Source organism: Pseudomonas brassicacearum, from assembly GCF_003732265.1.
Lineage (GTDB): Bacteria > Pseudomonadota > Gammaproteobacteria > Pseudomonadales > Pseudomonadaceae > Aquipseudomonas > Aquipseudomonas brassicacearum_D.
Genome location: NZ_MOBK01000002.1, coordinates 289,363 through 310,599 on the forward strand (window position 1 = coordinate 289,363; position 21,237 = coordinate 310,599).

Genomic DNA, 21,237 nt, shown 5'->3' on the forward strand with positions numbered 1-21,237 from the left:
CGGCGACTGGAACAACCACGGCACATGAGCGCAATGGTGCTTGTCGCCGCCACACAAGTACAGTCAAGTGTGTCGATAGTGAGTATTAAGTCAACGCGGTCATAACGGCTTTTTGATACGCCGGACGCTGTTTCAACCGGGCGTACCACGCCTCAAGATGTGGCAGTGACCGGCGCTCGATCGGCATTTCGAACCAAGCATAAATAGCACTGCCGAGCGGAATATCGCCCATGCCGATTTCATCGCCGGACAAGTACGGCGTGACGGCCAGTGCCTGATCGGCGATCGACAGCAAGTCCTCGCATTCCTTGATCGCGGCATGGATGGCTGGCCAGTCCTGCTTGTCGGCCGGCGTGCGCAATACCCCCCAGAACACGGTGCGGAACGGGCCGGCAAGGCTTGAAGTGGCCCAGTCCATCCATTTGTCGGCCGCAGCGCGGGCTTGCAGATTCGCCGGATACCACGCCGTGCCGCTGGCGTGACTGGCCAACAGGTAACGCACGATAGCGTTGGATTCCCACAACACAAAACCGTCGTCCTCGATCACCGGAATGCGACCGTTGGGGTTCATCGCCCGGTACTGCGGCGTATCGACGACACCAAAGGCGCCGCCCGCATCGATGGCCTCGTAGGCCAGCCCCAGCTCTTCGGCGGCCCACAAAGGTTTTCTGACATTCGACGAGTTTTTACGACCCCAGATCTTCAGCATGACCGCCTCTTTTTCGACAAGTGGGCAGGCAGCATACGCCGGATCAGGCGCGACTCAAATCGCTCTGCATATCCCCCAGCAGGGCCGGCAGTGTGTCGCTGAACAGGTGCGGGTAGCACTTTTCCAGGTGCTCGAAAAAGAACGCTTCCGGCACATCGGTGAACTGGCCGTGATCGACCAGGTACTCCATCAACTGTGCGCCATCGCGATTGAACGGATGAAAGACGCTGTCGTTGATCCCGTCGAATTCCAGCGGCGCGACATTGAACAATTCACAGAGTTGCTGGTTGAACGCCGGCGTGGCCTTGACCCAGCGGTCGTTCAGATACAGCTCGGTGTAGCCGTGCATGGCGAACACATCGCTTTTCAGCAGTTCGAGCAAACGCGGGGTCGACAGGTGATTGCGCACATCGGCCAGGCCGATCCGCGCCGGGATCCCGCAATGTCGCGCAGCACCGGCCAGCAACGTGGCTTTGGGCACGCAATAGCTTTCGCCGGTGGCCAGCGCATAACTGCCGCGCAGAGTCTCTGGGTCGCGGCTGAACGTGTAGGGGTTGTAACGCACGGCTTCGCGCACGGCGTAATAGAGGTTGATCGCCTGCTCAAGCGGATCACGACTGGTGCCGCGGTGTTTTTCGGCGAACTCCACCACCGAGGGGTGGTCACTATCGATGAAGCGGCCGGGACTCAAGTACTCGTGCATGAGATCAATCTCCTGGGGAAGTCCCGAGTCTAGCGACAGGTTCAGCACAGAGATAACGACGTTTCGGCCAAACTTGGGCGCATTGTCGCGTAGGAAACGAACGAATTCCCCAGCGTGTTGCCAACCGAGCCTACAAATCTCATCCAAGGTTTCCCACGATTTCAATCACCTCGCTCTGACCACCCTGATTGGCGGATGCCGTCTAAGCTCTGAAGGTTGGTTTTACCCTGGTTCACGGAGGATTAAATATGCTGCTGTTGTGGATACTGGTTCTGATTGTCGGGATAGCCTGGTTAGCCCATCGTCGCACCGCCCCCCTGCCCGCCCTGTGCATCGTTGCCGTCTACATCGTCGCGATGGGGGCTTTCAGCCGCGCGCCCGGTTGGCTGCTGCTGGTGTTCTGGGTGTTGATTGCAGCCGTTGCGGCGCCATTGCTGCTGCCCGACCTGCGTCGCAAGTTCTTCAGCGCGCCGCTGTTCAGCTGGTTCCAGAAAACCCTGCCGCCGATGTCGCAAACCGAGCGCGATGCCATCGACGCCGGCACCGTGTGGTGGGACGGCGAATTGTTCAGCGGCCGTCCGGACTGGGACAAATTGCTGTCCTATCCGAAGGCTCAGCTGACTGAAGAAGAACAGGCTTTCATCGACGGCCCGACCGACGAACTCTGCGCCATGGTTACCGACTGGCAGATCGGGCAAGACATGGACCTGCCCGCCGAAGCCTGGGCGCACATCAAGGAAAACGGCTTCTTCGCACTGATCATTCCCAAGGAATTTGGGGGCAAGGGCTTCTCCGCCTACGCCCACTCACAGGTCGCGATGAAACTGGCGACCCGCAGCGGCGATCTTGCGTCCACCGTGATGGTCCCCAACTCCCTCGGTCCGGCCGAACTGTTGCTGCATTACGGCACCGATGAACAACGCAATCATTACCTGCCTCGGCTGGCGCGTGGTGACGACATTCCGTGCTTCGCGCTGACCGGTCCGCTGGCCGGTTCCGACGCCGGGGCCATGCCCGACACCGGGGTGATCTGCAAAGGTGAATGGGAAGGCAAGGAAACCCTCGGCCTGCGCCTGAACTGGGAAAAGCGTTACATCACGCTCGGCCCGGTGGCGACCCTGCTCGGCCTCGCCTTCAAGGCCTATGACCCGGACCACTTGCTGGGTGACAAGGAGGACCTCGGCATCAGCCTGGCGCTGATTCCAACCGACACGGCCGGTGTTGAAATCGGCCGCCGTCACCTGCCGCTGGGGGCCGCGTTCATGAACGGCCCGAACTCCGGCAAGGACGTGTTCGTGCCGCTCGACTTCCTCATCGGCGGCCAGGAAATGCTCGGCAAAGGCTGGATGATGCTGATGAACTGCCTGTCGGTCGGGCGTTCGATCTCGTTGCCGGCAGTCGGCACCGGCGCGGCCAAGTTCACCAGCCTGGTGACGGGGCAGTACGCTCAGGTCCGCGAGCAATTCAACGTTCCATTGTCAGCGTTCGAAGGGATTCAGGAAGCCATGGCGCGCATCGGCGGCAACGCCTGGATGATGGACGCGGCGCGCATGCTGACCGCCAACGCGGTGGATCTGGGTGAAAAACCGTCGGTGCTCTCGGCGATTCTCAAGTATCACCTGACCGAACGCGGTCGCGAGTGCATCAGTCACGCGATGGACGTTCACGGCGGTAAAGCCATCATCATGGGGCCGAACAACTACCTCGGTCGCAGCTGGAATGGCGCGCCGATTTTCATCACCGTGGAAGGCGCGAACATTCTTTCGCGCAACCTGATGATCTTCGGCCAGGGTGCCATTCGCTGCCATCCGTTCGTGCTCAAGGAAATGGCCCTCGCCGGTCGTGAAGACAAGGATCAGGCTCTCACCGAGTTCGATGGCTTACTCCTCAAGCACATTGGTTTTGCCGTAAGCAACGCCGCCAGCACGCTGGTGCTGAACCTCGGTTTCGGGCACTTCGAACACACGCCGGGCAACACGCTCAGCCAGGGCTACTTCCGCGCGCTCAACCGTCAGGCCGCCGCGTTCGCCATGTTGGCGGACCTGAGCATGATGCTGCTGGGCGGTGAACTGAAACGCCGCGAACGCCTGTCGGCACGCCTCGGGGACGTGCTCAGCAACCTGTACCTCGCCTCTGCCGCCCTCAAGCGTTACCACGATCTCGATTCACCGGAGCACATGGCGCCGCTGTTTACCTGGGCCATGGAGGAAAGCCTTGGCCAGTCGGAACGGGCACTGGATGAACTGCTGACCAATTTCCCCAACAAGGTCCTGGGTTGCCTGTTGCGGGTGATCGTGTTCCCGTTCGGCCGTCGACACAAAGGGCCATCGGACAAACTCGGCGCCGAAGTGGCTGCCGTGATTGGTCGCGCCAAGTGCGACCCGACGCTCGAAGAGTTGCTGGGCGGTTGCTACCGTCCGCAATCGGCCGAGGATGCTGTCGGTGCTTTGCAACACGCCTGCAATCTGTTGAACGCGGCGCAGCCGCTGCAGAAAAAACTCCACGTTGCGCTCAAGAGTGGCCAGGTCAAGCCGACCGCCGGGGAACACGTCATCGATGCCGCGCTGGAAGCGGGCGTATTGCAGGCAACGGAAGCGCAGACCCTGCGGGCCGCCGAAGCGGCGCGGCGCAAGGTGATCGACGTCGATGATTTCGACAAAGAGGAGCTGGCGCTGGCACCAGGAAAGGTCCGCTGATCCAGTGCCCCCATGCAAAACGGGCGCAGGGGCTTTATACTCCCGCGCCCGTTTTGCTCTTGAGGACTTATCTCGTGTCCAACGTCGTTGCCGACCATCTCGTCTTGCTTGACCACTTGCGCAGCATCCTGGTCGCCGTGGGTGAGGCCGAACAGGTTCCCGAAGAAAGCCATGCCTTGTTCCTGGAGCGCTTCGATGAATTGCGTGCGTTGCTGCCGGTCGATCCGATCGAAAGCCAATACCTGGGCCAGGACATCCTCTGCCAGGTGATCACCCGCTACCCGCAAATTGCCCACCTGGTCCCGCGCGACCTGCTGTGGTACTTCGCCGGTGACTGCCTGCATTACATGCCCGATGATGAAATCGATCTGTATCAGGCGCTGGAAGAACGTCGTTTCGAAGCTGAACAGAACGACGAACCGTTTGACTGGAACCAGGAAAAACAACTGCTGGCGATGTCGAACGACGACAGCAAGCACTGATTACCGATCAGTAATGCAAAAGGCCCGCATGGTTGAACATGCGGGCCTTTTTTTGTGGCTGGTAATGTGGCGCCTGGGGGGACGCCTTCGCGAGCAAGCCCGCTCCCACATTTGACCGTGTTCCAATGTGGGAGCGGGCTTGCTCGCGAAGGCGCCAGTCAGAGCAGCCCATCACTCTCAGGAAACTCATACTCCGCCGCGACCTTGCCGGCCTTCCCCGGCTTGCTCAACGTTGGCTCCTGCTCCAGGCACTCAACCAGATAATCAATAAACACCCGCAACTTCGGTGGCAGATACCGTGTCGGCGAATGCAGCAACCACGCGCCACCATGGTACGAAGCCAGAAACGTCCAGTCTGGCAACACCTGCACAATCAGCCCCTGTTCCAGCGCATAACGCGCGGTGAAATACGGCAGGCTGCCAATGCCGATGTGCTGCAACACCGCACCCAACCGCACACCCGTGTGATTGGCGGCATACCGCCCGCGCACGCCAACTGTTACCGCTTTGGTGCCTTTCTTGAATTTCCAGCGCGCATCACTCGGAGTTTCGCCCAGGTAGATACAACTGTGATTGAGCAGATCGTGGGGATGGGTGGGCGTGCCGTGCTCGGCCAGGTATTGCGGCGTGGCACAGAGCAAATGGTCGATGGTCAGCAATTGCCGTCCGACCAATCCAGCAGGCGGCCGGTCGGTAATACGGATGGCGAGATCAACGTTGTCGTCGATCAGATCCACCTGCCGATCCTCAAGCAACAACTCCACGTCAACTTTGGGATAACGCCGCAGAAATTCCGGCATATGCGGGTGAATCACAAATCGCCCCACGGCCTTGGGCACACTGACCCGCACCAGCCCTTCGGCTTCATGGGTGAACTGCCCGCTGATTTCCATCACCGATTTGGCCGCGCTGACCATGTCCTGGCAACGCTTGAACACTTCTTCGCCACCGTCGCTCAAGCGCAATTTGCGTGTGGTTCGTTGCAGCAAGCGCGTGGCCAGCGCCTTCTCCAGCCGCGAAATACTGCGACTGACCGCCGAAGGTGAAGAACCCAGTTGGCGGGCCGCCTCGGAAAAGCTGCCGGTCTCGACAACCTTGACGAAAATCGCCATTTCCCCAAGCAGCGGCAGTGGAAGATTTATGCTCACAGCGCAACAGTCCTTTGATGTTTGAACGGATTATCACGCAATTCCACGCTTCATATAATAAAAACAGAAACTTTAATAAGGGCATGGAATATGACGCTTCGCCTCTTTTTCCATAGTGATGACCTCAAGGCCAATGTGGAAGTCCTGGATTGCACGCCCCATGAGAACGAATTTGCGGTAGTGCTGCGCGCCACGCTGTTCCATCCCCAGGGTGGCGGACAGCCCTTTGATACAGGCTCCATTGGCGATAGCCAGGTACTGCGGGTCATCCAGGATCCTGAGCGGATCATTCATTTTGTCGACCAACCGGTAAAATCCGGCATGACCCAGATTCGCGTGGACGGCGAGCGACGCCAGTTCAATACGCGCATGCATTCGGCCGGGCATCTGATCGGCCACTTCGTCCAGGCCAAGGGCTGGATGCCGATCAAGGCGCATCACTGGCCGGGCGAAGGGCGGGTGCAGTTCAAAGCGCTGGAAAGCGCACAGGACGTCGATGCCCAAACCGTTCAACTAGGCATTGAACAGTGGATCGCCGAGGATTTTCCGCGCCTGACGTCATTGCGCGAAGGCGCCCGGGAAATAGGCTTCGGTGCACTGCCCGCCTACGGTTGCGGCGGCACCCATGTACGTAGCCTGAAGGAATTGGGCACGGTCACGATCGCCTCCCTTTCATTGAAGAAGGGAACGCTGTCAGTCCACTACACCGTGGATTGAGCATTTGGGCGATGGCGGCACGGTCATCGCCTGACGCCGGGGAGCCTGCGCTCGCGGGTTCTGTTGACTATCTGATAGATGGACCTAAGACATGATGCTTGACGTCGAGCGTCTCGATGAGACGTGCATAAAAAAACTGGCCAATGAAGAAGTCCTCGCCATCCGCGTCAAAGGCCTGTTGCCCCAGCCGCTGGCGATTCAGATTGGCGACAAGATCCTCGCCCCCGGTTTCGAAGGCTATATCAATGCGCCGAGCATCGGCCGCATCGGCATGGCGTTTTATGAAGCGGAAAACCAGCCGCTGCTGATCGAGGACTACTTCGAACGCGCCACCCGCAACATTGCGGAATTGCGTAACCGTTGCGCGCCCTACTCGTCCCCGGTCGACACCCTGCGCTGCATGCTCGACGAATCCTGGCCGGCAGGCGCGCACCTGGAAAACCTCTACGGTCGCAAGATGTATGTCGGCCTGTCCCGGGTGGTGAAACCGGGGGTGTGCTTCCTCGCCCACCACGACATTTTCGCCAAGGACGCCCCGGACAGTTACCAGGCCAGAAGCCTGGAAGCGCAGTTCGCCTGCAACGTGTACCTGAACATGCCGACCGAGGGCGGCACGTTGCAGATGTGGGACGACGACATTTCTCCGGACCAGTTCGACGAAATGCGCGGCGACAGCTACGGCATCGACCCGGCCCTGCTCGGCCCTCCGACCTTGGAGATACGCCCCGAGCCGGGCGATTTCATCATGTTCAATTCGCGCTGCATGCACTCGGTGACACCGGGCGTGGCGGATCCGCGATTGAGCCTTTCGTTCTTTGTCGGCTACCGCGGCAATGCTTCACCCCTTACCTTCTGGAGTTGAGATGCTTTCGAATTACCTGGGCGAGTTTCTGGCGCTGGCAACCATTCACTTCCTGGCCGTGGTCGCACCCGGGCCGGACTTTGCCGTGACCATCCGCCAGAGCGTGCGTTTCGGCCGATTGGTGGGCATCTGCACGGCGCTGGGCATCGGCGCGGGGATTTCCGTGCACGTGCTTTACACCCTGCTCGGGGTCGGCGCGCTGATGCATACCACGCCGTGGTTGTTGACCGTGGCCAAGGTCGTGGGCGGCGCCTACATTTTGTACCTCGGGATCAGCCTGTTGCGCAGCAAACCCAAGTCCGCGCTTGAGGGCGATAAAGTCGCGGACGAGCCTGTCGTCGAACAAACGCTGTTGAAGGCGTTCACCACCGGGTTTCTGACCAACGCGACCAACCCCAAGGCGACGCTGTTTTTCCTGGCGATTTTCACCACCATTATCAGTGCCACGACACCGCTGAAGATCCAGGCGCTGTATGGGGTCTGGATGTGTTTTGTGAATGCGTTGTGGTTTGTGATCGTCGCGCTGTTCTTTTCCAGCGCCCGGGTGCGCATGCTGTTCATGCGCATGGGGCATTGGTTTGAACGGACGATGGGGGTGATTCTGATCCTGTTTGCCGGTCGCCTGATTCTGTCGATGTAAAACCTGCGCCCACGTAAAAGGCCCGCCGAGTCTCACTCGCGGGCCTTTTTCATATCTGCGTCGCTTTTGCGTTTCTGTGCGACAGATCCCACGTCAGGGACTCCCCTTTCACGCCTACGTGGTGTTAGGTTGGAAATGTTTCTGACCAATCGATCAGACACTTCCCACAAACTGCCTGCAAAGGAATGCCCCAAGCAATGGACTTTTCATTCAAGCACCTGGCTGCGTCGACCCTGATTCTGGCCAGCCTTTCGTCGTTTGCCGTCGCCGCGCAAACCAACATTACACCGCAACAGAGCGCGACCATTCTCAAGAATTTCAGCGACGCCTCAGCCATGGATTTCAGGCAGTTCCTGGCAGGCGTGGCCAAGAGTGACCTGGCCAAAACCGCCGACCTCGGCCCGGCCATCAGCGCTTTCCAGGACAACAAGACGCTGACCCCTGAACAGCAGAACGAGATCCATCGTCTGCTGGGCCTCTACGCACGGGTGAAATACGGCGCGGCGGCCACCGAGACCTTGCGTGAGCTGGTAGCAATCCCGACCTTCCAGGTGGAGGGCGTTGCTCAGCACGACAATCCCGAATTCATCAAGATCGCCGACAAAATCAAAAACCTTGCCCAGTCCTTCAACCTGAATTTCCGCAACATCGACAACCGCGTCTATGAAATCTCCCTCGAGGGCAGCGGTGATGAAGTGGTGGGCATTCACGCGCACGCCGACGTGGTGCCGGTGACGCCGGAGAACTGGGTCCTGAAAGACGGCACCCGCCTGGATCCGTTCAAGGTCACCCTGATCGGCGACCGCATGTATGGCCGCGGCACCGAGGACGACAAGAACGGTATCGTCGTGGCGCTCTACGCCATGAAAGTCATCAAGGAAGAGAAGCTGCCGCTGGCGAGGAACTTCAAGCTGCTGGTCGACACCACCGAAGAAACCACCGGCGACGCCATCCCCTATTACTTCGAACACAACCCGACGCCCAACTACAACCTGGCGCTGGATGGTGGCTACCCGGTGGTCATCGCCGAAAAAGGCTACGGCACGGTGATGGCCAGCTTTGCCCGGCGTAACGGCGAGGGCCAGGGCGCGGAAATCACCTCTATGACCGGCGGCTTGGCCACCAACCAGATTCCGTCGGCTTCGGTCGCCACATTAGTGACTGACAAACCTGCCGAACTGGCCGCCAGCCTGCAAAAGGCCGGTAGCGAGTACGCCAAGCGCAACGGTGGAAACTTCGAGGTGACTGCCAAAGTCGTCGACAAAGATGTCAAGCTCACGGTGACCGGCGTTTCCGCCCACTCCTCCGAGCCCGAGTCTGGCGTTAACCCGGTAGCGAGAATGCTGGACTTCATCAACAGCCTCGACGGAAAAATCGCACTCAAGCACAACCACATCACCGACGCTGCCCGCTACGCCGCCGACAACTGGGGTCTGGATTACCTGGGCGGGAAATTGGGTGTCGGTTTTGCCGATGACTTTATGGGCCCGCTGACCACATCCCTGACGTTTGTCGGGATGGACGACAAAACCTTCAAGCTGGCGGTCAATCTGCGCGTGCCGAAGGGCAAGTCCCCGGAAGCGCTGAAGGCCGAAATCGCCGAAAAAATTGGCGCCTGGAGCAAGAAGAGCCACGTAGCGGCAACGTTCGACTACTCGATCGCTGAGCCGATGTACCGCAACCCTGAAGGCGAATGGGTCAAGGCACTGTTGGCCGTGGCCAGCGAAAACCTGGGCATGGAAAACAAGTACGGCACCTCTGCCGGCGCCACCTCGGTGCATGAACTGCCCAATGGCGTGCAATTTGGCCTGGCCCGGCCGGAAGTGAAGTACACCGGCCACACGGATAACGAGTTCAAGACGGTTGACCAGTTTCTGCTGGACCTGCAGATCGTGACCGAAATGATGGGGCGCATCGGGCAGTTGCCGAAGCTCTGATCGCTTGCCGGCCCCGCCATGCGGCGGGGCCTAACAAAAAAGGACCCGAAGGTCCTTTTTTGTTGCGCCATAAAAAACGCACAAACAAAAACGCCGCTCATTGCTGAGCGGCGTTTTCGTTAAATATGGAGCGGGAAACGAGACTCGAACTCGCGACCCCGACCTTGGCAAGGTCGTGCTCTACCAACTGAGCTATTCCCGCAAATGGCGTCCCCTAGGGGACTCGAACCCCTGTTACCGCCGTGAAAGGGCGGTGTCCTAGGCCACTAGACGAAGGGGACACGCTAACTGAAACACATGGTGTGTATTTCAGTGCCCAAATCCGTATCCGAAGATATCGGTTCTGGTTTCACTCAACGCCGCCCGAAAGCAACGCTGCTTAAAAATGGAGCGGGAAACGAGACTCGAACTCGCGACCCCGACCTTGGCAAGGTCGTGCTCTACCAACTGAGCTATTCCCGCATTGGCGTCCCCTAGGGGACTCGAACCCCTGTTACCGCCGTGAAAGGGCGGTGTCCTAGGCCACTAGACGAAGGGGACACACGTACAACATTCACTCCCTACCTCGTTTCGCTGTGTGCTTTACGCTGTAAGTGGCGCGCATTCTATGGATGGATTGAGGGGTCGTCAACCCCCAGATATAAATTTATTTAAATCAATGACTTCGCCCTGCTTTCAGACGCGTTTCGGGCTTTTCCGCAGACTGGGGCCCCACGCCTATATTCCGGCCTCCTTCAAGACGTTATAGTCCACGCCATCAAGATGATGGCAATCTGAAATATCTTCGCCACCATTTATACAAGCAGAGCAACGGCCGATACATTTATGGCCATAGCTGATTCAAGTCGTCGAGCGGCCTATGCGCCCCAATGGCAAGCCACTACACTCGAACGCAAACCCTATAAAGAGGTCTTACCGGTGACACCACTCATGATCACCCTGCTAGTTGTAGCCGGGATCGCACTATTGATCGCCATTGGCTACATGAACCATGTGGTGGAAAACAACAAGCTGGAAAGGGCCCGCACCAAGGTTGAGCTCAACGACCGCCTGCGTCGCTGCGGCGAGATCACCGAAACCTTTCCCGGCCAGTTGATGACACCGGCGCTCAAGCTGCTGTTGACCCGCTTGGAGCTCAACGTCTGCCAGCGCCTGCTCAACCTGGAAAAGACCAGCGCCAACCTCAGGGCGCGGATCACCGAACTGGAGGCCCTTGCCGCCCAAGGTGAGTCGATCCCGGTCAACAACCCGCCGGCACCGATCCAGACCGAAGCCAAGGCCAAGGACGTACGTTTCCTGCTGGAAGCCCTGCATGGCCAGATCACCCGTGCTGCCCAGGATGGTTTCCTGCCGACCAACGAAGCCAAGCGCTGGATCCGCGAAGTCCGCCATATCCTGGTGCTGCTGCACATCGAATTCTTCAACAACCTTGGCCAGCATTGCTTGCAACAGAACCAGCCGGGCCAGGCGCGTCTGGCGTTCGAACGGGGCGTGCAGTACCTGCGCAAACAGCAGGAGCCGCAGGTCTACTCCGAGCAGCTGGAATACCTGGAGAAACTCCTGGCCCGCGCCAACGCCATGGTGATGGACAACATCGCTGCCGTTGAGGGCGAGGCAAACCAGTTGAACGTAGGCCTCAAACAAGTCGACGCCGATGCCGACTGGAAAAAGAGAGTGATCTACGACTGATCAGCGAAAACAGAAAAGCCACCTGAGAAGGTGGCTTTTTTTTGGGTTGAGTTGGGTGGGCTCTTCAGAGCCGGAAGTGCCCCACCATCCCTTTCAGCTCAAGCCCGAGCTGAGCCAGCTCAATGCTGGACGCCGCGTTGCCCTGCATCGCCAGCGATGACTGATCCGCGCTCGCGCGAATGCTCGTGACACTGCGATTGATTTCCTCGGCCACCGAACTCTGCTCCTCGGCTGCCGCGGCAATTTGCTGGTTCATCTGCTGAATCAACGACACCGCTGCCGCAATACTCCCCAGCGCACTCTCGGTCTGCAATGCATCGCTGACCGCCAGTTTCACCAGTTCGCCGCTGTTCTGAATCTGCTGCACCGACGACTGAGCGGCCGAGCGCAAGGCACTGACCAGTCGTTCGATCTCCTCGGTCGATTGCTGAGTACGCTTGGCCAGCGCCCGGACCTCATCGGCCACCACGGCAAAACCCCTGCCCTGCTCGCCTGCCCGCGCGGCTTCGATCGCCGCGTTGAGCGCCAACAGGTTGGTCTGCTCGGCGACACTTTTAATCACGCTGAGCACCGTGCCGATGTTCTGGATCTCTGCGCTGAGGCTTTCGATGCTGGAACTGGCCGACGTCGCCGAATCCGCCAGTTGCTCGATGCGCGCCATGCTCTGGCGCACCACTTGCTGACCGCTTTCAACCTTGCCATCCGCGGTCTGTGCGGCCTGGGCCGCCTCTTCGGCATTGCGTGCAACGTCGTGCACCGTCGCGGTCATCTGGTTCATCGCCGTGGCGACCTGCTCGGTTTCTTCTTTCTGGCTGCTGACTTCCAGGTTGGTCTGCTCGGTCACCGCCGACAGCGAGTGTGCTGAACTGGCCAGTTGCTCGATACCGGCCTGCAAGCCACTGACGATGCTGCTGAGCCCGTCACCCATCTGCTGCATCGCCTGCATCAATTGGCCGATTTCATCACGGCGGGTCACCTCGACCGTCGCACTCAAATCACCCGCGGCAATCTGCTGGGCAACCTGAATCACACTGCGCAGCGGTGCCACAATCAACCGGGTAATCACCCACGCCGCCACCAGCCCGACCAGCAACGCCAGGGCTGAGGAGCCGATGATCAGCAGCGAGTTCTTTTTCAGTTCGGCCTGCATCGACTGGTCTTCGGCGACATAGGCCTGATCCACCCGCTCGACCACTTGCGCAGCGCGCTGATGCAGTTGTTCGTAGACGGTTTTCTCCTGCACCAACAGACCGGTGTACTCCGTCAGTTTTTCGCTGAAACTGCCGATGTGGCCGCTCACTTCATTGAGGACCGTCTGATAGCCCTCATCCTTGACCGTGGTTTTCAGCTGTTCGGCCTGGGTCAACGCCTGGTCCGCCTGCTCGATCTTGCCCTGGCCCGCGCTGTCGTCGCCCTTGCGGCTCTGGTCCAGACGCACGCGCGCCTCATTCATGGCCTGCAACATCAACCGCGAGACCTGGCTGACCTGACTGGCCTGCTCGAGGAATTGCCCGCCATCCTTACCCTCGGATTGCTTCAAGGTGTAGGCGCCGTCATCAGCCAGGCCGGCTTGCAGCACATCAAGGTTATTGGCCACGCTGGACACCGACCAACTGGCCATTTCCAGTGCCAGGTCCTTGGCCTGACTCAGCGAGACAAATTCATCGAACGCCTTGCGATAGGCACCCAGCGACTGCTCGACGTCATTCATCACCGGCACGTTAGCCGCGGATGCTGCCTTGAGCTGGGTCGCCAGAGCGATCAGGCCATCAACGCCCTCGTGCAGGGCATCGGCGGTTTTCGGGTTGCCGTGCAAGGCGTACTCCTGCTCAAGCAGACGCACCTTGAGCAAACCGCTATTGAGCGACGACATCTGCTTGAGCCCATCGAAGCGATGACTGATGGTTTGCAGGGACCATACGCCGATGGCTGCCACCAATGCGGTCAGCAGCAGCACCAGGACAAACCCGACACCCATTTTTTTTGCCATACCGAGGTTGGCAAAACGTCCTTGCACGGCCGAAATCATTGCACTTAGTCCCCTGACATAGTCTGTTGACGCAGATTCGCAACGGGCCTGTGCCAGCACAAGTCTCTGGCGTCGGAATAATGGCAAAAAGCTACGCCTGCGTCGTTTTCAGAACGCTTGAGGTCGATTCAGAGTGGTGGCCTGAAAAAATGCCCGGGCGCGTGGATCACAGGCGCACGCCACGTTGATGCGCTGCCAGTCCGTGGCCTCACCGCGAGGATTGAATGCCGTGGCAGAAGACAACAACACGCCGAAGCGGCGGGCTTGCGTGCGCACCTGAGCGTAGTCGGACATTCGGGATCGCGCCCAGATGAACAGCCCGCCCGCCGGTTTGCCGAAAACTTCCCAATCGGCATCTTCGAGTATTTGCAAGGCGGCCTCTCTGTCGGTGTTCAATCGCTGGCGCTGGCGCTGGACCAATTTGCGATACGCGCCGCTGGCCAGGAGGCAAGCCAGTACCGATTCGCAGAACCTTGAGGCGCCCATGCTGCTGGTCATCTTGACCTCGGCCAGTCGCGAAACAACCGCGACACTGGCGACGACAAAGCCGACGCGCAATGAACTGCTGAGGGTTTTGGAGTAGCTACCGACGTAGATGACATTGTCGTCGATCCCCAGCGCCGCGAGGCGAGTGCCGGGGCCGCGGTGCAAATCGGCAAAGACGTCATCTTCGATGACCAGCACACCGTGGTCTCGGGTCAGTTGCAGCACCTGCTGCGCCACGGCGGGTGCCAGGCTGCTGCCGGTCGGGTTGTGGTAGAAGCTATTGATAAACAGCGCACGGGGCCTGTGCTTCAGCAGCAACGCTTCCAGCGCCTGCGTATCAGGCCCGCGCGGGGTACGCGGCACCTCGATCATCGTCACGCCGTTGAGCCTGAGCAGGTCGAACAACAACGAATACCCCGGACTTTCCACCACCACGCAATCCCCCGGCCTGAGCAACGTGCGCACGATCAGATCAAGCCCGTGGGTCGCCCCGGTGGTGGTCAGTATCCGTCGCTCATCCACTTCGATGTCGAGTGGCTGGAGACGCTTCAGGATCTGCTCACGCAAGGCAGGCAACCCCAGGGGTGTGCTGTAGCTGAACAAACCGGCCATGTCAGTGCGGCTCACCTGGCGAATGGCGTAGCTCAAATCGTCGGTTTCACGCCAGCTTTCGGGCAGGCTGCCACAGCCCAGCTGGAGTTCGCCGGGCACACCCTTGTGCGTTACGTCAGCCCCTTCGAACCAAGGGCAACCCTGTCGCCGCCCAGCCCCCTGCGCAGGATGGGCAACCATGAAACCGGTGCCCTGACGCGGCGCCAGCATGCCTTGCGCCACCAAGCGCTCACAGGCTTCGACGACACTGGATTGACTGAGCAGATTGACCCGTGCAATTTGCCGCGCTGAAGGCAAGCGCGTCCCCGGCAGCACCCCTTCCTGACGGAGCCAGCCAGCCAACGCGTCGACGATTTGCTGCACGACCGGCACCAATGCCTGTCGATCGATTCTCAATTCCATGAGCAAGCAAACTCCTGTCCGTTTTGCGGGAAACAGTTAATCACAGGAGCGCTGGAGAGGATGTGCGACAACGCCGCCAAAACCTTCGGTTCTAACCCTTTGAAACACATTGATCAGCCCCGTCCCGGAACTGTAAAAATGCCCGCGAAGGTGCGGGCTTTTTCCTACATCGCGGCGACTGACTTCAAAACGCGGTAACGCCACCATCCACGGCCAGCGAATGACCGGTGGTGAACGCCGCACCGTCGCTGCACAGGTACAACACCGCGCTGGCGATCTCCTCCACTTTGCCGATGCGACCCACCGGGTGCATGGCGTTGGCAAACTCGCCCTTCTTCGGGTCTGCTTCATAGGCACGGCGGAACATGTCGGTGTCGATCACCGCCGGGCATACCGCGTTCACGCGAATCTTTTTCTTGGCATATTCGATGGCCGCCGACTTGGTCAGGCCGATCACCGCGTGTTTGGACGCTGCATAAATGCTCATCTTCGGCGCAGCCCCCAGGCCCGCCACCGAAGCGGTGTTGACGATCGCCCCGCCGCCCTGGGCCAGCAACAAGGGCAATTGATACTTCATGCACAGCCAGACGCCTTTGACGTTGACGCCCATGATCGCGTCGAACTCATCCAGCGTGCCGTCGGCGAGTTTGCCTTTTTCGATCTCGATACCGGCGTTGTTGAAGGCATAGTCGAGGCGGCCGTAGGTGTTCACCACTTCGTCCATCAGATTTTTTACATCGCTTTCCAGCGTGACGTTGCAACGCACGAAGGTCGCTTCGCCGCCTAACGTACGAATCAGCGCCACGGTGCCTTCACCGCCGGCGGTGTCCATGTCGGCCACCACCACTTTCAACCCTTCGGCAGCGAATGCCTGGGCCGTCGCACGGCCAATACCGTTGGCAGCGCCGGTCACCACGGCGACCTGACCGGAAAACGTCATGCTCATTGTTATGTCCTCGAGTACGGGGGGAATACGTAATTTCAGTCTAGCCACAGAGGGCTGCGCCACGGCAGCACTATCAGGTGGCCGGTTGGGCGCCCATGCGTGGCAGTGATAGAACGACCGTGCCAACTATCACTGCACTGGATCGATATGCATTCGCCGCATCAGCCAAACTTGCGGCATCGAGCCTGAAGGGCTATCAACAAGGCTTCATTCATCTTGAGTGCCTGACATGACTACCCAGACCAATCGCCAGTTCCTGCTCGCCAAACGTCCGGTGGGTCCCGCGACCCGCGAGACTTTTACCTATCAGGAAGTACCGGTCGGCGAGCCGGCGGCAGGTCAGATTCTGGTGAAAAACGAATACCTGTCCCTGGACCCGGCCATGCGCGGCTGGATGAACGAGGGCAAGTCCTACATTCCGCCGGTCGGCCTGGGCGAAGTGATGCGCGCCTTGGGCGTAGGCAAAGTCGTTGCGTCGAATAACCCGGGGTTTGCAGTCGGGGACTACGTCAACGGCGCCCTTGGCGTGCAGGATTACTTCCTCGGCGAACCGCGCGGTTTCTACAAGGTTGATCCGAAACTGGCGCCTTTGCCGCGCTACTTGTCCGCCCTGGGCATGACCGGGATGACGGCCTACTTCGCCCTGCTCGATGTGGGCGCGCCGAAGGCCGATGACACGGTTGTGTTGTCGGGTGCAGCCGGCGCAGTGGGCAGCATTGCCGGGCAGATCGCCAAGATCAAAGGCTGCCGCGTGGTCGGGATTGCCGGCGGCGCGGACAAGTGTCAGTTCCTGATCGACGAATTGGGTTTTGACGGTGCCATCGACTACAAGAACGAGGACGTCATCGCCGGTCTTAAACGCGAATGCCCGAAAGGAGTCGACGTGTATTTCGATAACGTCGGCGGCGACATTCTCGACGCCGTGCTGAGCCGACTGAACATGAAGGCACGCGTTGTGATTTGCGGCGCGATCAGCCAGTACAACAACAAGGAAGCGGTCAAGGGCCCGGCCAATTACCTGGCGCTGTTGGTCAACCGCGCGCGCATGGAAGGTTTTGTGGTGATGGACTACGCCGCCCAGTTCGCCGCCGCCGGGCAGGAAATGGCCGGCTGGATGGCCAAGGGGCAACTCAAAAGCAAGGAAGACATTGTTGACGGGCTGGAGACATTCCCGGAGACACTGATGAAATTGTTCAGCGGCGAGAATTTCGGGAAGTTGGTGTTGAAGGTCTGATCCAACATTTGAAGTAACCACAAAACCAATGTGGGAGCGGGCTTGCTCGCGAAGGCGGTGCGTCAGTCGACATCAAAATTGACTGACGCTCCGCCTTCGCGAGCAAGCCCGCTCCCACATTTGATTTTCGGTGTTGGGTCAGGCGAGTTCGGCTACCACAGCGGCCAGCGCCTTGGCCGGATCAGCCGCCTGGCTGATCGGACGGCCAATCACCAGATAATCGGAACCGGCGTCCAGTGCCTGGCGCGGGGTCAGGATGCGGCGTTGATCGTCTTGCGCACTGCCCGCCGGACGAATGCCCGGGGTCACCAGTTGCAGCGACGGGTGCGCCGACTTCAAGGCCTGGGCTTCCAGCGCCGAGCACACCAGACCGTCCATCCCGGCTTTTTCTGCCAGCGCGGCCAGGCGCAACACTTGTTCCTGCGGCTCGATGTCCAGACCGATACCGGCCAGGTCTTCACGTTCCATGCTGGTCAGCACGGTCACGCCGATCAGCAGCGGTTTCGGCCCGGTGCGCTGGTCCAGCACTTCACGGCAGGCCGCCATCATGCGCAGACCGCCGGAGCAGTGGACGTTGACCATCCACACGCCCATTTCCGCAGCGGCCTTGACGGCCATGGCGGTGGTGTTCGGGATGTCGTGGAATTTCAGGTCCAGGAACACTTCGAACCCCTTGTCACGCAAGGTGCCGACGATTTCCGACGCGCAGCTGGTGAACAGTTCCTTGCCGACTTTTACCCGGCACAGCTTCGGGTCCAACTGGTCGGCCAGCTTCAGTGCGGCGTCACGGGTGGGGAAATCCAGGGCGACGATGATAGGAGTCTGGCAGACGGACATGTGCGGGCTCTCAGGCAGGACGAAATCGGCGCGCATTGTAGCGGAACCAGCGGCGCTGCGGGACCCGATGATCGGTAATTCGTCATCGGTGCTCAGCCAAGACTAGTCCTTTGGCCAATTGTGTCGAGGCCGATACACTCATGACACGCTCACAACATCCTTCATCGCTACCGTCGGCAGCCGCAACACGTCCTTACAGCACTTCCCGCCTCCGGGCCGGACGCCTATGCTGAAGCCACAACCTCGCAGCCCATCTTTGTGGTTGGCAGCCTCTCTGGCAGATGAACGCACGCATGCACAACACCCAAGCCCCTTTGAACGACGATCAAAAAGCGCCCGGCGATGACAAACGCTGGAGCATTCGCGCCCTGATCGTCGACGATGACGTCCCGATTCGCGAATTGATGATCGACTACCTCGCCCGGTTCAACATCCACGCCAGCGGGGTCACCGACGGCGCGGCGATGCGCCTGGCGCTGCAGGCCGAACATTTCGACGTGGTGGTGCTGGACCTGATGCTGCCGGGCGAAGACGGTTTGTCGCTGTGCCGCTGGCTGCGTGCCGAGTCGGACATTCCGATCCTGATGCTCACGGCCCGCTGCGAACCGACCGACCGGATCATCGGCCTGGAACTGGGCGCCGACGACTACATGGCCAAACCATTCGAACCCCGTGAACTGGTGGCGAGGATCCAGACCATTCTGCGTCGGGTACGCGATGATCGCACCGAACAGCGGGCGAACATTCGCTTCGACAACTGGCGCCTGAACAGCGTGTTGCGCCAGTTGATCGCCGCCGACGGCCTGGTGGTGCCGCTGTCCAACGCCGAATTCCGCCTGCTCTGGGTGTTTATCGAACGCCCGCGCCGGGTACTCAGTCGCGAGCAGTTGCTGGACGCTGCACGTGGCCGTTCGATTGAAGCCTTTGATCGCAGCATCGACCTGCTGGTCTCGCGCCTGCGCCAGAAACTCGGTGATGACCCCAAAGCCCCGCAGTTGATCAAGACCGTTCGCGGCGAGGGTTATCTGTTCGACGCCAGAGACATCGGCTGATGCGTGCGCGCTTCGATACGCTGTTCGGCCGCCTGTTCGGCGTGCTGTTGCTGGCGATCTTCCTTGCGCACCTGTTGGCATTTGCCTGGTTTCACCATTACGGCCCGCCCCCTCCTCCTCCACCGCCGCCGGAGTTTTCCCAAGGCGATGACGCAAAGCGCCCACCGATGGACCCACGCTTTGAGAACCGCCCGCCTCGGCCATGGTTTGGCGGGCCGTTGGTGCCGCTGACCTTTCAATTGATCTCGCTGGTCATTGCGGCCTGGTACGGCGCCAAACTGCTGAGCCGGCCTATCCAGCGCCTGAGCGATGCCGCCGAGCGCTTGAGCGAAAACCTCGACAGCACGCCACTGGATGAGTCGGGCCCACGGGAAGCGCGGCAAGCGGCCTACACCTTCAACTTGATGCAAAAACGCATCATCGAACAGGTGCAGCAGCGCTCGCGGATGCTCGGCGCGGTGTCCCACGACCTGCGCACGCCGCTGTCGCGGCTCAAATTGCGTCTGGAGCAGATCGACGACGAGAAGCTGCAAGGTCAGATGCGTCAGGATCTGGACGACATGATCAGCATGCTCGACGCCACCCTGACGTATTTGCACGAACAGCGCACCAGCGAGGCCCGGCAATGGATGGACGTGCAGGCGCTGGTGGAGTCCTTGTGTGAAAACGCCCAGGACCAGGGCGCCGATGTGCAGGCCAGCGGTCACTGCGCGCCGCTGCAAGTCCAGCCGATGGCGTTGCGTTCGTGCATCAACAATCTGCTGGATAACGCGCTGCGCTATGCGGGACAGGCGTTGATCACACTCGAAGACAGTCGAGAGACTTTGGTGATTCGGGTGATTGACCATGGGCCGGGCATTGCGGCGGATAAACGAGAGGCGGTGTTTGAGCCGTTCTTTCGGCTGGAGGGCTCGCGCAACCGCAACTCCGGCGGTGTCGGCCTGGGCATGACCATCGCCCGTGAAGCGGCGGAACGCCTGGGCGGGCAATTGAGCCTGGAAGAAACGCCGGGCGGTGGTTTGACTGCCGTCATTCACCTACCCCGCGCCTGAGCCTGTGTGTACTTGCCGGTACAAACCTCACATACCCACGACACCTTGCCCCTTGAGGCTGCATAAGCCGGTGTACCCACCGGTTTTCCATTCCAGGGAGTGAGCACAATGATCGGTAGCGTCAGCAACTACACGAGCTATATCAGCACCAGCAGCACCACAACCAACACCGCCCGCAGCCAGCAGTTCCAGAAAGAACTGCTGGCCAAGCTCGACACCAACAGCGACGGCGCGGTGGATCAGGACGAGCTGAAAAGTGCCTTGTCGCAAAAATCCGACGATGGCCTGTTGGTCAGCCTGAGCAAAAACTTCGCCGACCTCGACAGCGATAACAGCGGCAACCTGAGCAGCGAAGAAATGGCCGCGATGGCCCCGCCGCCACCGCAACATGATCAACCACCGAGCACTGAACTCGCCGATGCCATGATCAGCGCCCTGGATACCGACGGTGACGGCGCCATCAGCAGCGATGAACTGAGCACTGGCCTGACCAGCGCCGGCAGCAGTGCCGACAGCAAGGAAATCTTCTCGGCCCTGGACAAGAACCAGGACGGCACCGTCAGCAAGGACGAACTCGCCGCCAGCCTGGCCCCGCCGCCACCACCGCCGCAGCAGGTGTCCAGCGAGGAACTGTTCAGCCAGCTCGATACCGACAGCGATGGCAGCGTGACCGCCACCGAACTGAGCAGCGCGCTGCAAGCGGGCAACAGCACCTCATCGACCAGCACCGACACCAGCGCCGCACTGCTCAAGGCACTGGACAGTGACAGCAGCGGCGGTGTCAGCAGTGATGAATTGAAAGCAGCCTTGCAAGCGGGTCGTGAGAAGACCAGTGACAGCTCCACCGATCAGTTCAACGTCAACGAAGCGCTGCACAAGATGATCGCCAATCTGAGCAAGCAGTATTCGCTCGATAACGTGGCGACGGTGGGCAAGTACCTGAACGTCGCGACCTGAAAATCCAAAGCTGCGCGAGCCGGCTCGCTCCCACAGGGAATTTGTGA

18 protein-coding genes, 4 tRNA genes and 1 pseudogene are annotated in these 21,237 nt (G+C 60.1%); 11 read left to right on the plus strand and 12 right to left on the minus strand.

Annotated features, from left to right (window positions below):
• Positions 1–85 precede the first annotated feature (85 nt).
• Both BK660_RS07480 and BK660_RS07485 read right to left on the minus strand, forming a co-directional pair.
• Positions 86–709, minus strand: a complete 624-nt coding sequence (locus BK660_RS07480; RefSeq protein WP_123432777.1) for a glutathione S-transferase family protein — start codon at positions 707–709, stop codon at positions 86–88.
• Between the two features lie 43 nt (positions 710–752).
• Positions 753–1,412 (minus strand): transglutaminase-like domain-containing protein, encoded by a 660-nt coding sequence (locus BK660_RS07485; protein ID WP_123432778.1) that lies wholly within the window; start codon positions 1,410–1,412, stop codon positions 753–755.
• A 248-nt stretch (positions 1,413–1,660) separates the two neighbouring features.
• Here BK660_RS07485 and BK660_RS07490 point away from each other — a divergent pair, with 248 nt between their 5' ends.
• Both BK660_RS07490 and BK660_RS07495 read left to right on the plus strand, forming a co-directional pair.
• Entirely contained in the window at positions 1,661–4,108 is a 2,448-nt protein-coding gene (locus tag BK660_RS07490) for an acyl-CoA dehydrogenase (RefSeq protein ID WP_123432779.1), read from the plus strand.
• A gap of 74 nt (positions 4,109–4,182) precedes the next feature.
• The gene (locus BK660_RS07495) at positions 4,183–4,590 is read left to right on the plus strand and encodes a PA2817 family protein (RefSeq protein ID WP_027924016.1); all 408 of its coding nucleotides are present in this window, start codon (positions 4,183–4,185) and stop codon (positions 4,588–4,590) included.
• A gap of 158 nt (positions 4,591–4,748) precedes the next feature.
• On the opposite strand, the gene BK660_RS07500 is transcribed toward BK660_RS07495, so the two are convergent.
• The gene (locus BK660_RS07500) at positions 4,749–5,738 is read right to left on the minus strand and encodes a LysR family transcriptional regulator (protein ID WP_123432780.1); all 990 of its coding nucleotides are present in this window, start codon (positions 5,736–5,738) and stop codon (positions 4,749–4,751) included.
• Positions 5,739–5,828: 90 nt separating this feature from the next.
• Here BK660_RS07500 and BK660_RS07505 point away from each other — a divergent pair, with 90 nt between their 5' ends.
• The 4 genes from BK660_RS07505 to BK660_RS07520 all read left to right on the plus strand — a co-directional run bounded on the left by BK660_RS07505 (position 5,829) and on the right by BK660_RS07520 (position 9,894).
• A complete protein-coding gene (locus BK660_RS07505; protein ID WP_123432781.1) occupies positions 5,829–6,455 on the plus strand; it encodes an alanyl-tRNA editing protein in 627 nt (208 codons plus the stop codon).
• 91 nt (positions 6,456–6,546) lie between these two features.
• Positions 6,547–7,317 (plus strand): 2OG-Fe(II) oxygenase, encoded by a 771-nt coding sequence (locus BK660_RS07510; protein WP_123432782.1) that lies wholly within the window; start codon positions 6,547–6,549, stop codon positions 7,315–7,317.
• Position 7,318: 1 nt separating this feature from the next.
• The gene (locus tag BK660_RS07515; protein ID WP_123432783.1) at positions 7,319–7,957 is read left to right on the plus strand and encodes a LysE family translocator; all 639 of its coding nucleotides are present in this window, start codon (positions 7,319–7,321) and stop codon (positions 7,955–7,957) included.
• Between the two features lie 197 nt (positions 7,958–8,154).
• Positions 8,155–9,894, plus strand: a complete 1,740-nt coding sequence (locus tag BK660_RS07520; RefSeq protein ID WP_123432784.1) for a dipeptidase — start codon at positions 8,155–8,157, stop codon at positions 9,892–9,894.
• A 126-nt stretch (positions 9,895–10,020) separates the two neighbouring features.
• Here the strand turns inward: BK660_RS07520 and BK660_RS07525 are convergent.
• From BK660_RS07525 to BK660_RS07540, 4 genes are all read right to left on the minus strand, one after another.
• A tRNA-Gly gene (locus BK660_RS07525) sits at positions 10,021–10,096 on the minus strand.
• A 3-nt stretch (positions 10,097–10,099) separates the two neighbouring features.
• Positions 10,100–10,175 (minus strand) — tRNA-Glu (locus tag BK660_RS07530).
• Positions 10,176–10,280: 105 nt separating this feature from the next.
• Positions 10,281–10,356: transfer RNA gene (locus tag BK660_RS07535), tRNA-Gly, on the minus strand.
• Between the two features lie 2 nt (positions 10,357–10,358).
• Positions 10,359–10,434: transfer RNA gene (locus BK660_RS07540), tRNA-Glu, on the minus strand.
• Between the two features lie 378 nt (positions 10,435–10,812).
• Here BK660_RS07540 and BK660_RS07545 point away from each other — a divergent pair.
• Complete coding sequence (locus BK660_RS07545) at positions 10,813–11,583, plus strand: hypothetical protein (RefSeq protein WP_123432785.1); 771 nt, start codon at positions 10,813–10,815, stop codon at positions 11,581–11,583.
• 64 nt (positions 11,584–11,647) lie between these two features.
• Here the strand turns inward: BK660_RS07545 and BK660_RS33565 are convergent, their stop codons facing one another.
• The 4 genes and pseudogenes from BK660_RS33565 to BK660_RS07560 form a co-directional block, all read right to left on the minus strand.
• Positions 11,648–12,529, minus strand: coding sequence for a methyl-accepting chemotaxis protein (locus BK660_RS33565; protein WP_404942939.1), 882 nt, complete (start codon positions 12,527–12,529; stop codon positions 11,648–11,650).
• Positions 12,509–13,612 (minus strand): annotated as a pseudogene (locus BK660_RS33570) (HAMP domain-containing protein); the annotation flags it as partial. The pseudogene BK660_RS33570 and the gene BK660_RS33565, both read right to left, overlap by 21 nt.
• Positions 13,613–13,720: 108 nt before the next feature.
• Positions 13,721–15,112, minus strand: a complete 1,392-nt coding sequence (locus BK660_RS07555; protein WP_123432787.1) for an aminotransferase-like domain-containing protein — start codon at positions 15,110–15,112, stop codon at positions 13,721–13,723.
• Positions 15,113–15,296: 184 nt separating this feature from the next.
• The gene (locus BK660_RS07560; protein ID WP_123432788.1) at positions 15,297–16,058 is read right to left on the minus strand and encodes an SDR family oxidoreductase; all 762 of its coding nucleotides are present in this window, start codon (positions 16,056–16,058) and stop codon (positions 15,297–15,299) included.
• 229 nt (positions 16,059–16,287) lie between these two features.
• Between BK660_RS07560 and BK660_RS07565 the strand changes: the two genes are divergently transcribed.
• A complete protein-coding gene (locus tag BK660_RS07565; protein WP_123432789.1) occupies positions 16,288–17,292 on the plus strand; it encodes an NADP-dependent oxidoreductase in 1,005 nt (334 codons plus the stop codon).
• A 138-nt stretch (positions 17,293–17,430) separates the two neighbouring features.
• Here BK660_RS07565 and pyrF read toward each other — a convergent pair whose 3' ends face one another.
• On the minus strand, positions 17,431–18,129 hold the full coding sequence (gene pyrF / locus BK660_RS07575; protein ID WP_027924005.1) for an orotidine-5'-phosphate decarboxylase: 699 nt from the start codon (positions 18,127–18,129) through the stop codon (positions 17,431–17,433).
• Positions 18,130–18,422: 293 nt separating this feature from the next.
• Between pyrF and BK660_RS07580 the strand changes: the two genes are divergently transcribed.
• The 3 genes from BK660_RS07580 to xopAW all read left to right on the plus strand — a co-directional run bounded on the left by BK660_RS07580 (position 18,423) and on the right by xopAW (position 21,190).
• Positions 18,423–19,181: a response regulator gene (locus tag BK660_RS07580; protein ID WP_027924004.1), complete on the plus strand. Its 759-nt coding sequence runs from the start codon at positions 18,423–18,425 to the stop codon at positions 19,179–19,181.
• On the plus strand, positions 19,181–20,233 hold the full coding sequence (locus tag BK660_RS07585; RefSeq protein ID WP_123432790.1) for a sensor histidine kinase: 1,053 nt from the start codon (positions 19,181–19,183) through the stop codon (positions 20,231–20,233). The genes BK660_RS07580 and BK660_RS07585 overlap by 1 nt, the downstream gene beginning before the upstream one ends.
• 108 nt (positions 20,234–20,341) lie before the next feature.
• Positions 20,342–21,190, plus strand: a complete 849-nt coding sequence (xopAW, locus tag BK660_RS07590) for an EF-hand domain-containing protein (RefSeq protein WP_123432791.1) — start codon at positions 20,342–20,344, stop codon at positions 21,188–21,190.
• The last annotated feature ends 47 nt before the right edge of the window (positions 21,191–21,237 follow it).

Coding starts and splice junctions, on each gene's coding strand:
- BK660_RS07480 (WP_123432777.1), bottom strand. CDS start 709: ATGCTGAAGATCTGGGGTCGTAAAAACTCGTCGAATGTCAGAAAACCT.
- BK660_RS07485 (WP_123432778.1), bottom strand. CDS start 1,412: ATGCACGAGTACTTGAGTCCCGGCCGCTTCATCGATAGTGACCACCCC.
- BK660_RS07490 (WP_123432779.1), top strand. CDS start 1,661: ATGCTGCTGTTGTGGATACTGGTTCTGATTGTCGGGATAGCCTGGTTA.
- BK660_RS07505 (WP_123432781.1), top strand. CDS start 5,829: ATGACGCTTCGCCTCTTTTTCCATAGTGATGACCTCAAGGCCAATGTG.
- BK660_RS07510 (WP_123432782.1), top strand. CDS start 6,547: ATGATGCTTGACGTCGAGCGTCTCGATGAGACGTGCATAAAAAAACTG.
- BK660_RS07515 (WP_123432783.1), top strand. CDS start 7,319: ATGCTTTCGAATTACCTGGGCGAGTTTCTGGCGCTGGCAACCATTCAC.
- BK660_RS07520 (WP_123432784.1), top strand. CDS start 8,155: ATGGACTTTTCATTCAAGCACCTGGCTGCGTCGACCCTGATTCTGGCC.
- BK660_RS33565 (WP_404942939.1), bottom strand. CDS start 12,529: ATGCAGGCGATGCAGCAGATGGGTGACGGGCTCAGCAGCATCGTCAGT.
- BK660_RS07555 (WP_123432787.1), bottom strand. CDS start 15,112: ATGGAATTGAGAATCGATCGACAGGCATTGGTGCCGGTCGTGCAGCAA.
- BK660_RS07560 (WP_123432788.1), bottom strand. CDS start 16,058: ATGAGCATGACGTTTTCCGGTCAGGTCGCCGTGGTGACCGGCGCTGCC.
- BK660_RS07565 (WP_123432789.1), top strand. CDS start 16,288: ATGACTACCCAGACCAATCGCCAGTTCCTGCTCGCCAAACGTCCGGTG.
- pyrF (WP_027924005.1), bottom strand. CDS start 18,129: ATGTCCGTCTGCCAGACTCCTATCATCGTCGCCCTGGATTTCCCCACC.
- BK660_RS07580 (WP_027924004.1), top strand. CDS start 18,423: ATGCACAACACCCAAGCCCCTTTGAACGACGATCAAAAAGCGCCCGGC.
- BK660_RS07585 (WP_123432790.1), top strand. CDS start 19,181: ATGCGTGCGCGCTTCGATACGCTGTTCGGCCGCCTGTTCGGCGTGCTG.
- xopAW (WP_123432791.1), top strand. CDS start 20,342: ATGATCGGTAGCGTCAGCAACTACACGAGCTATATCAGCACCAGCAGC.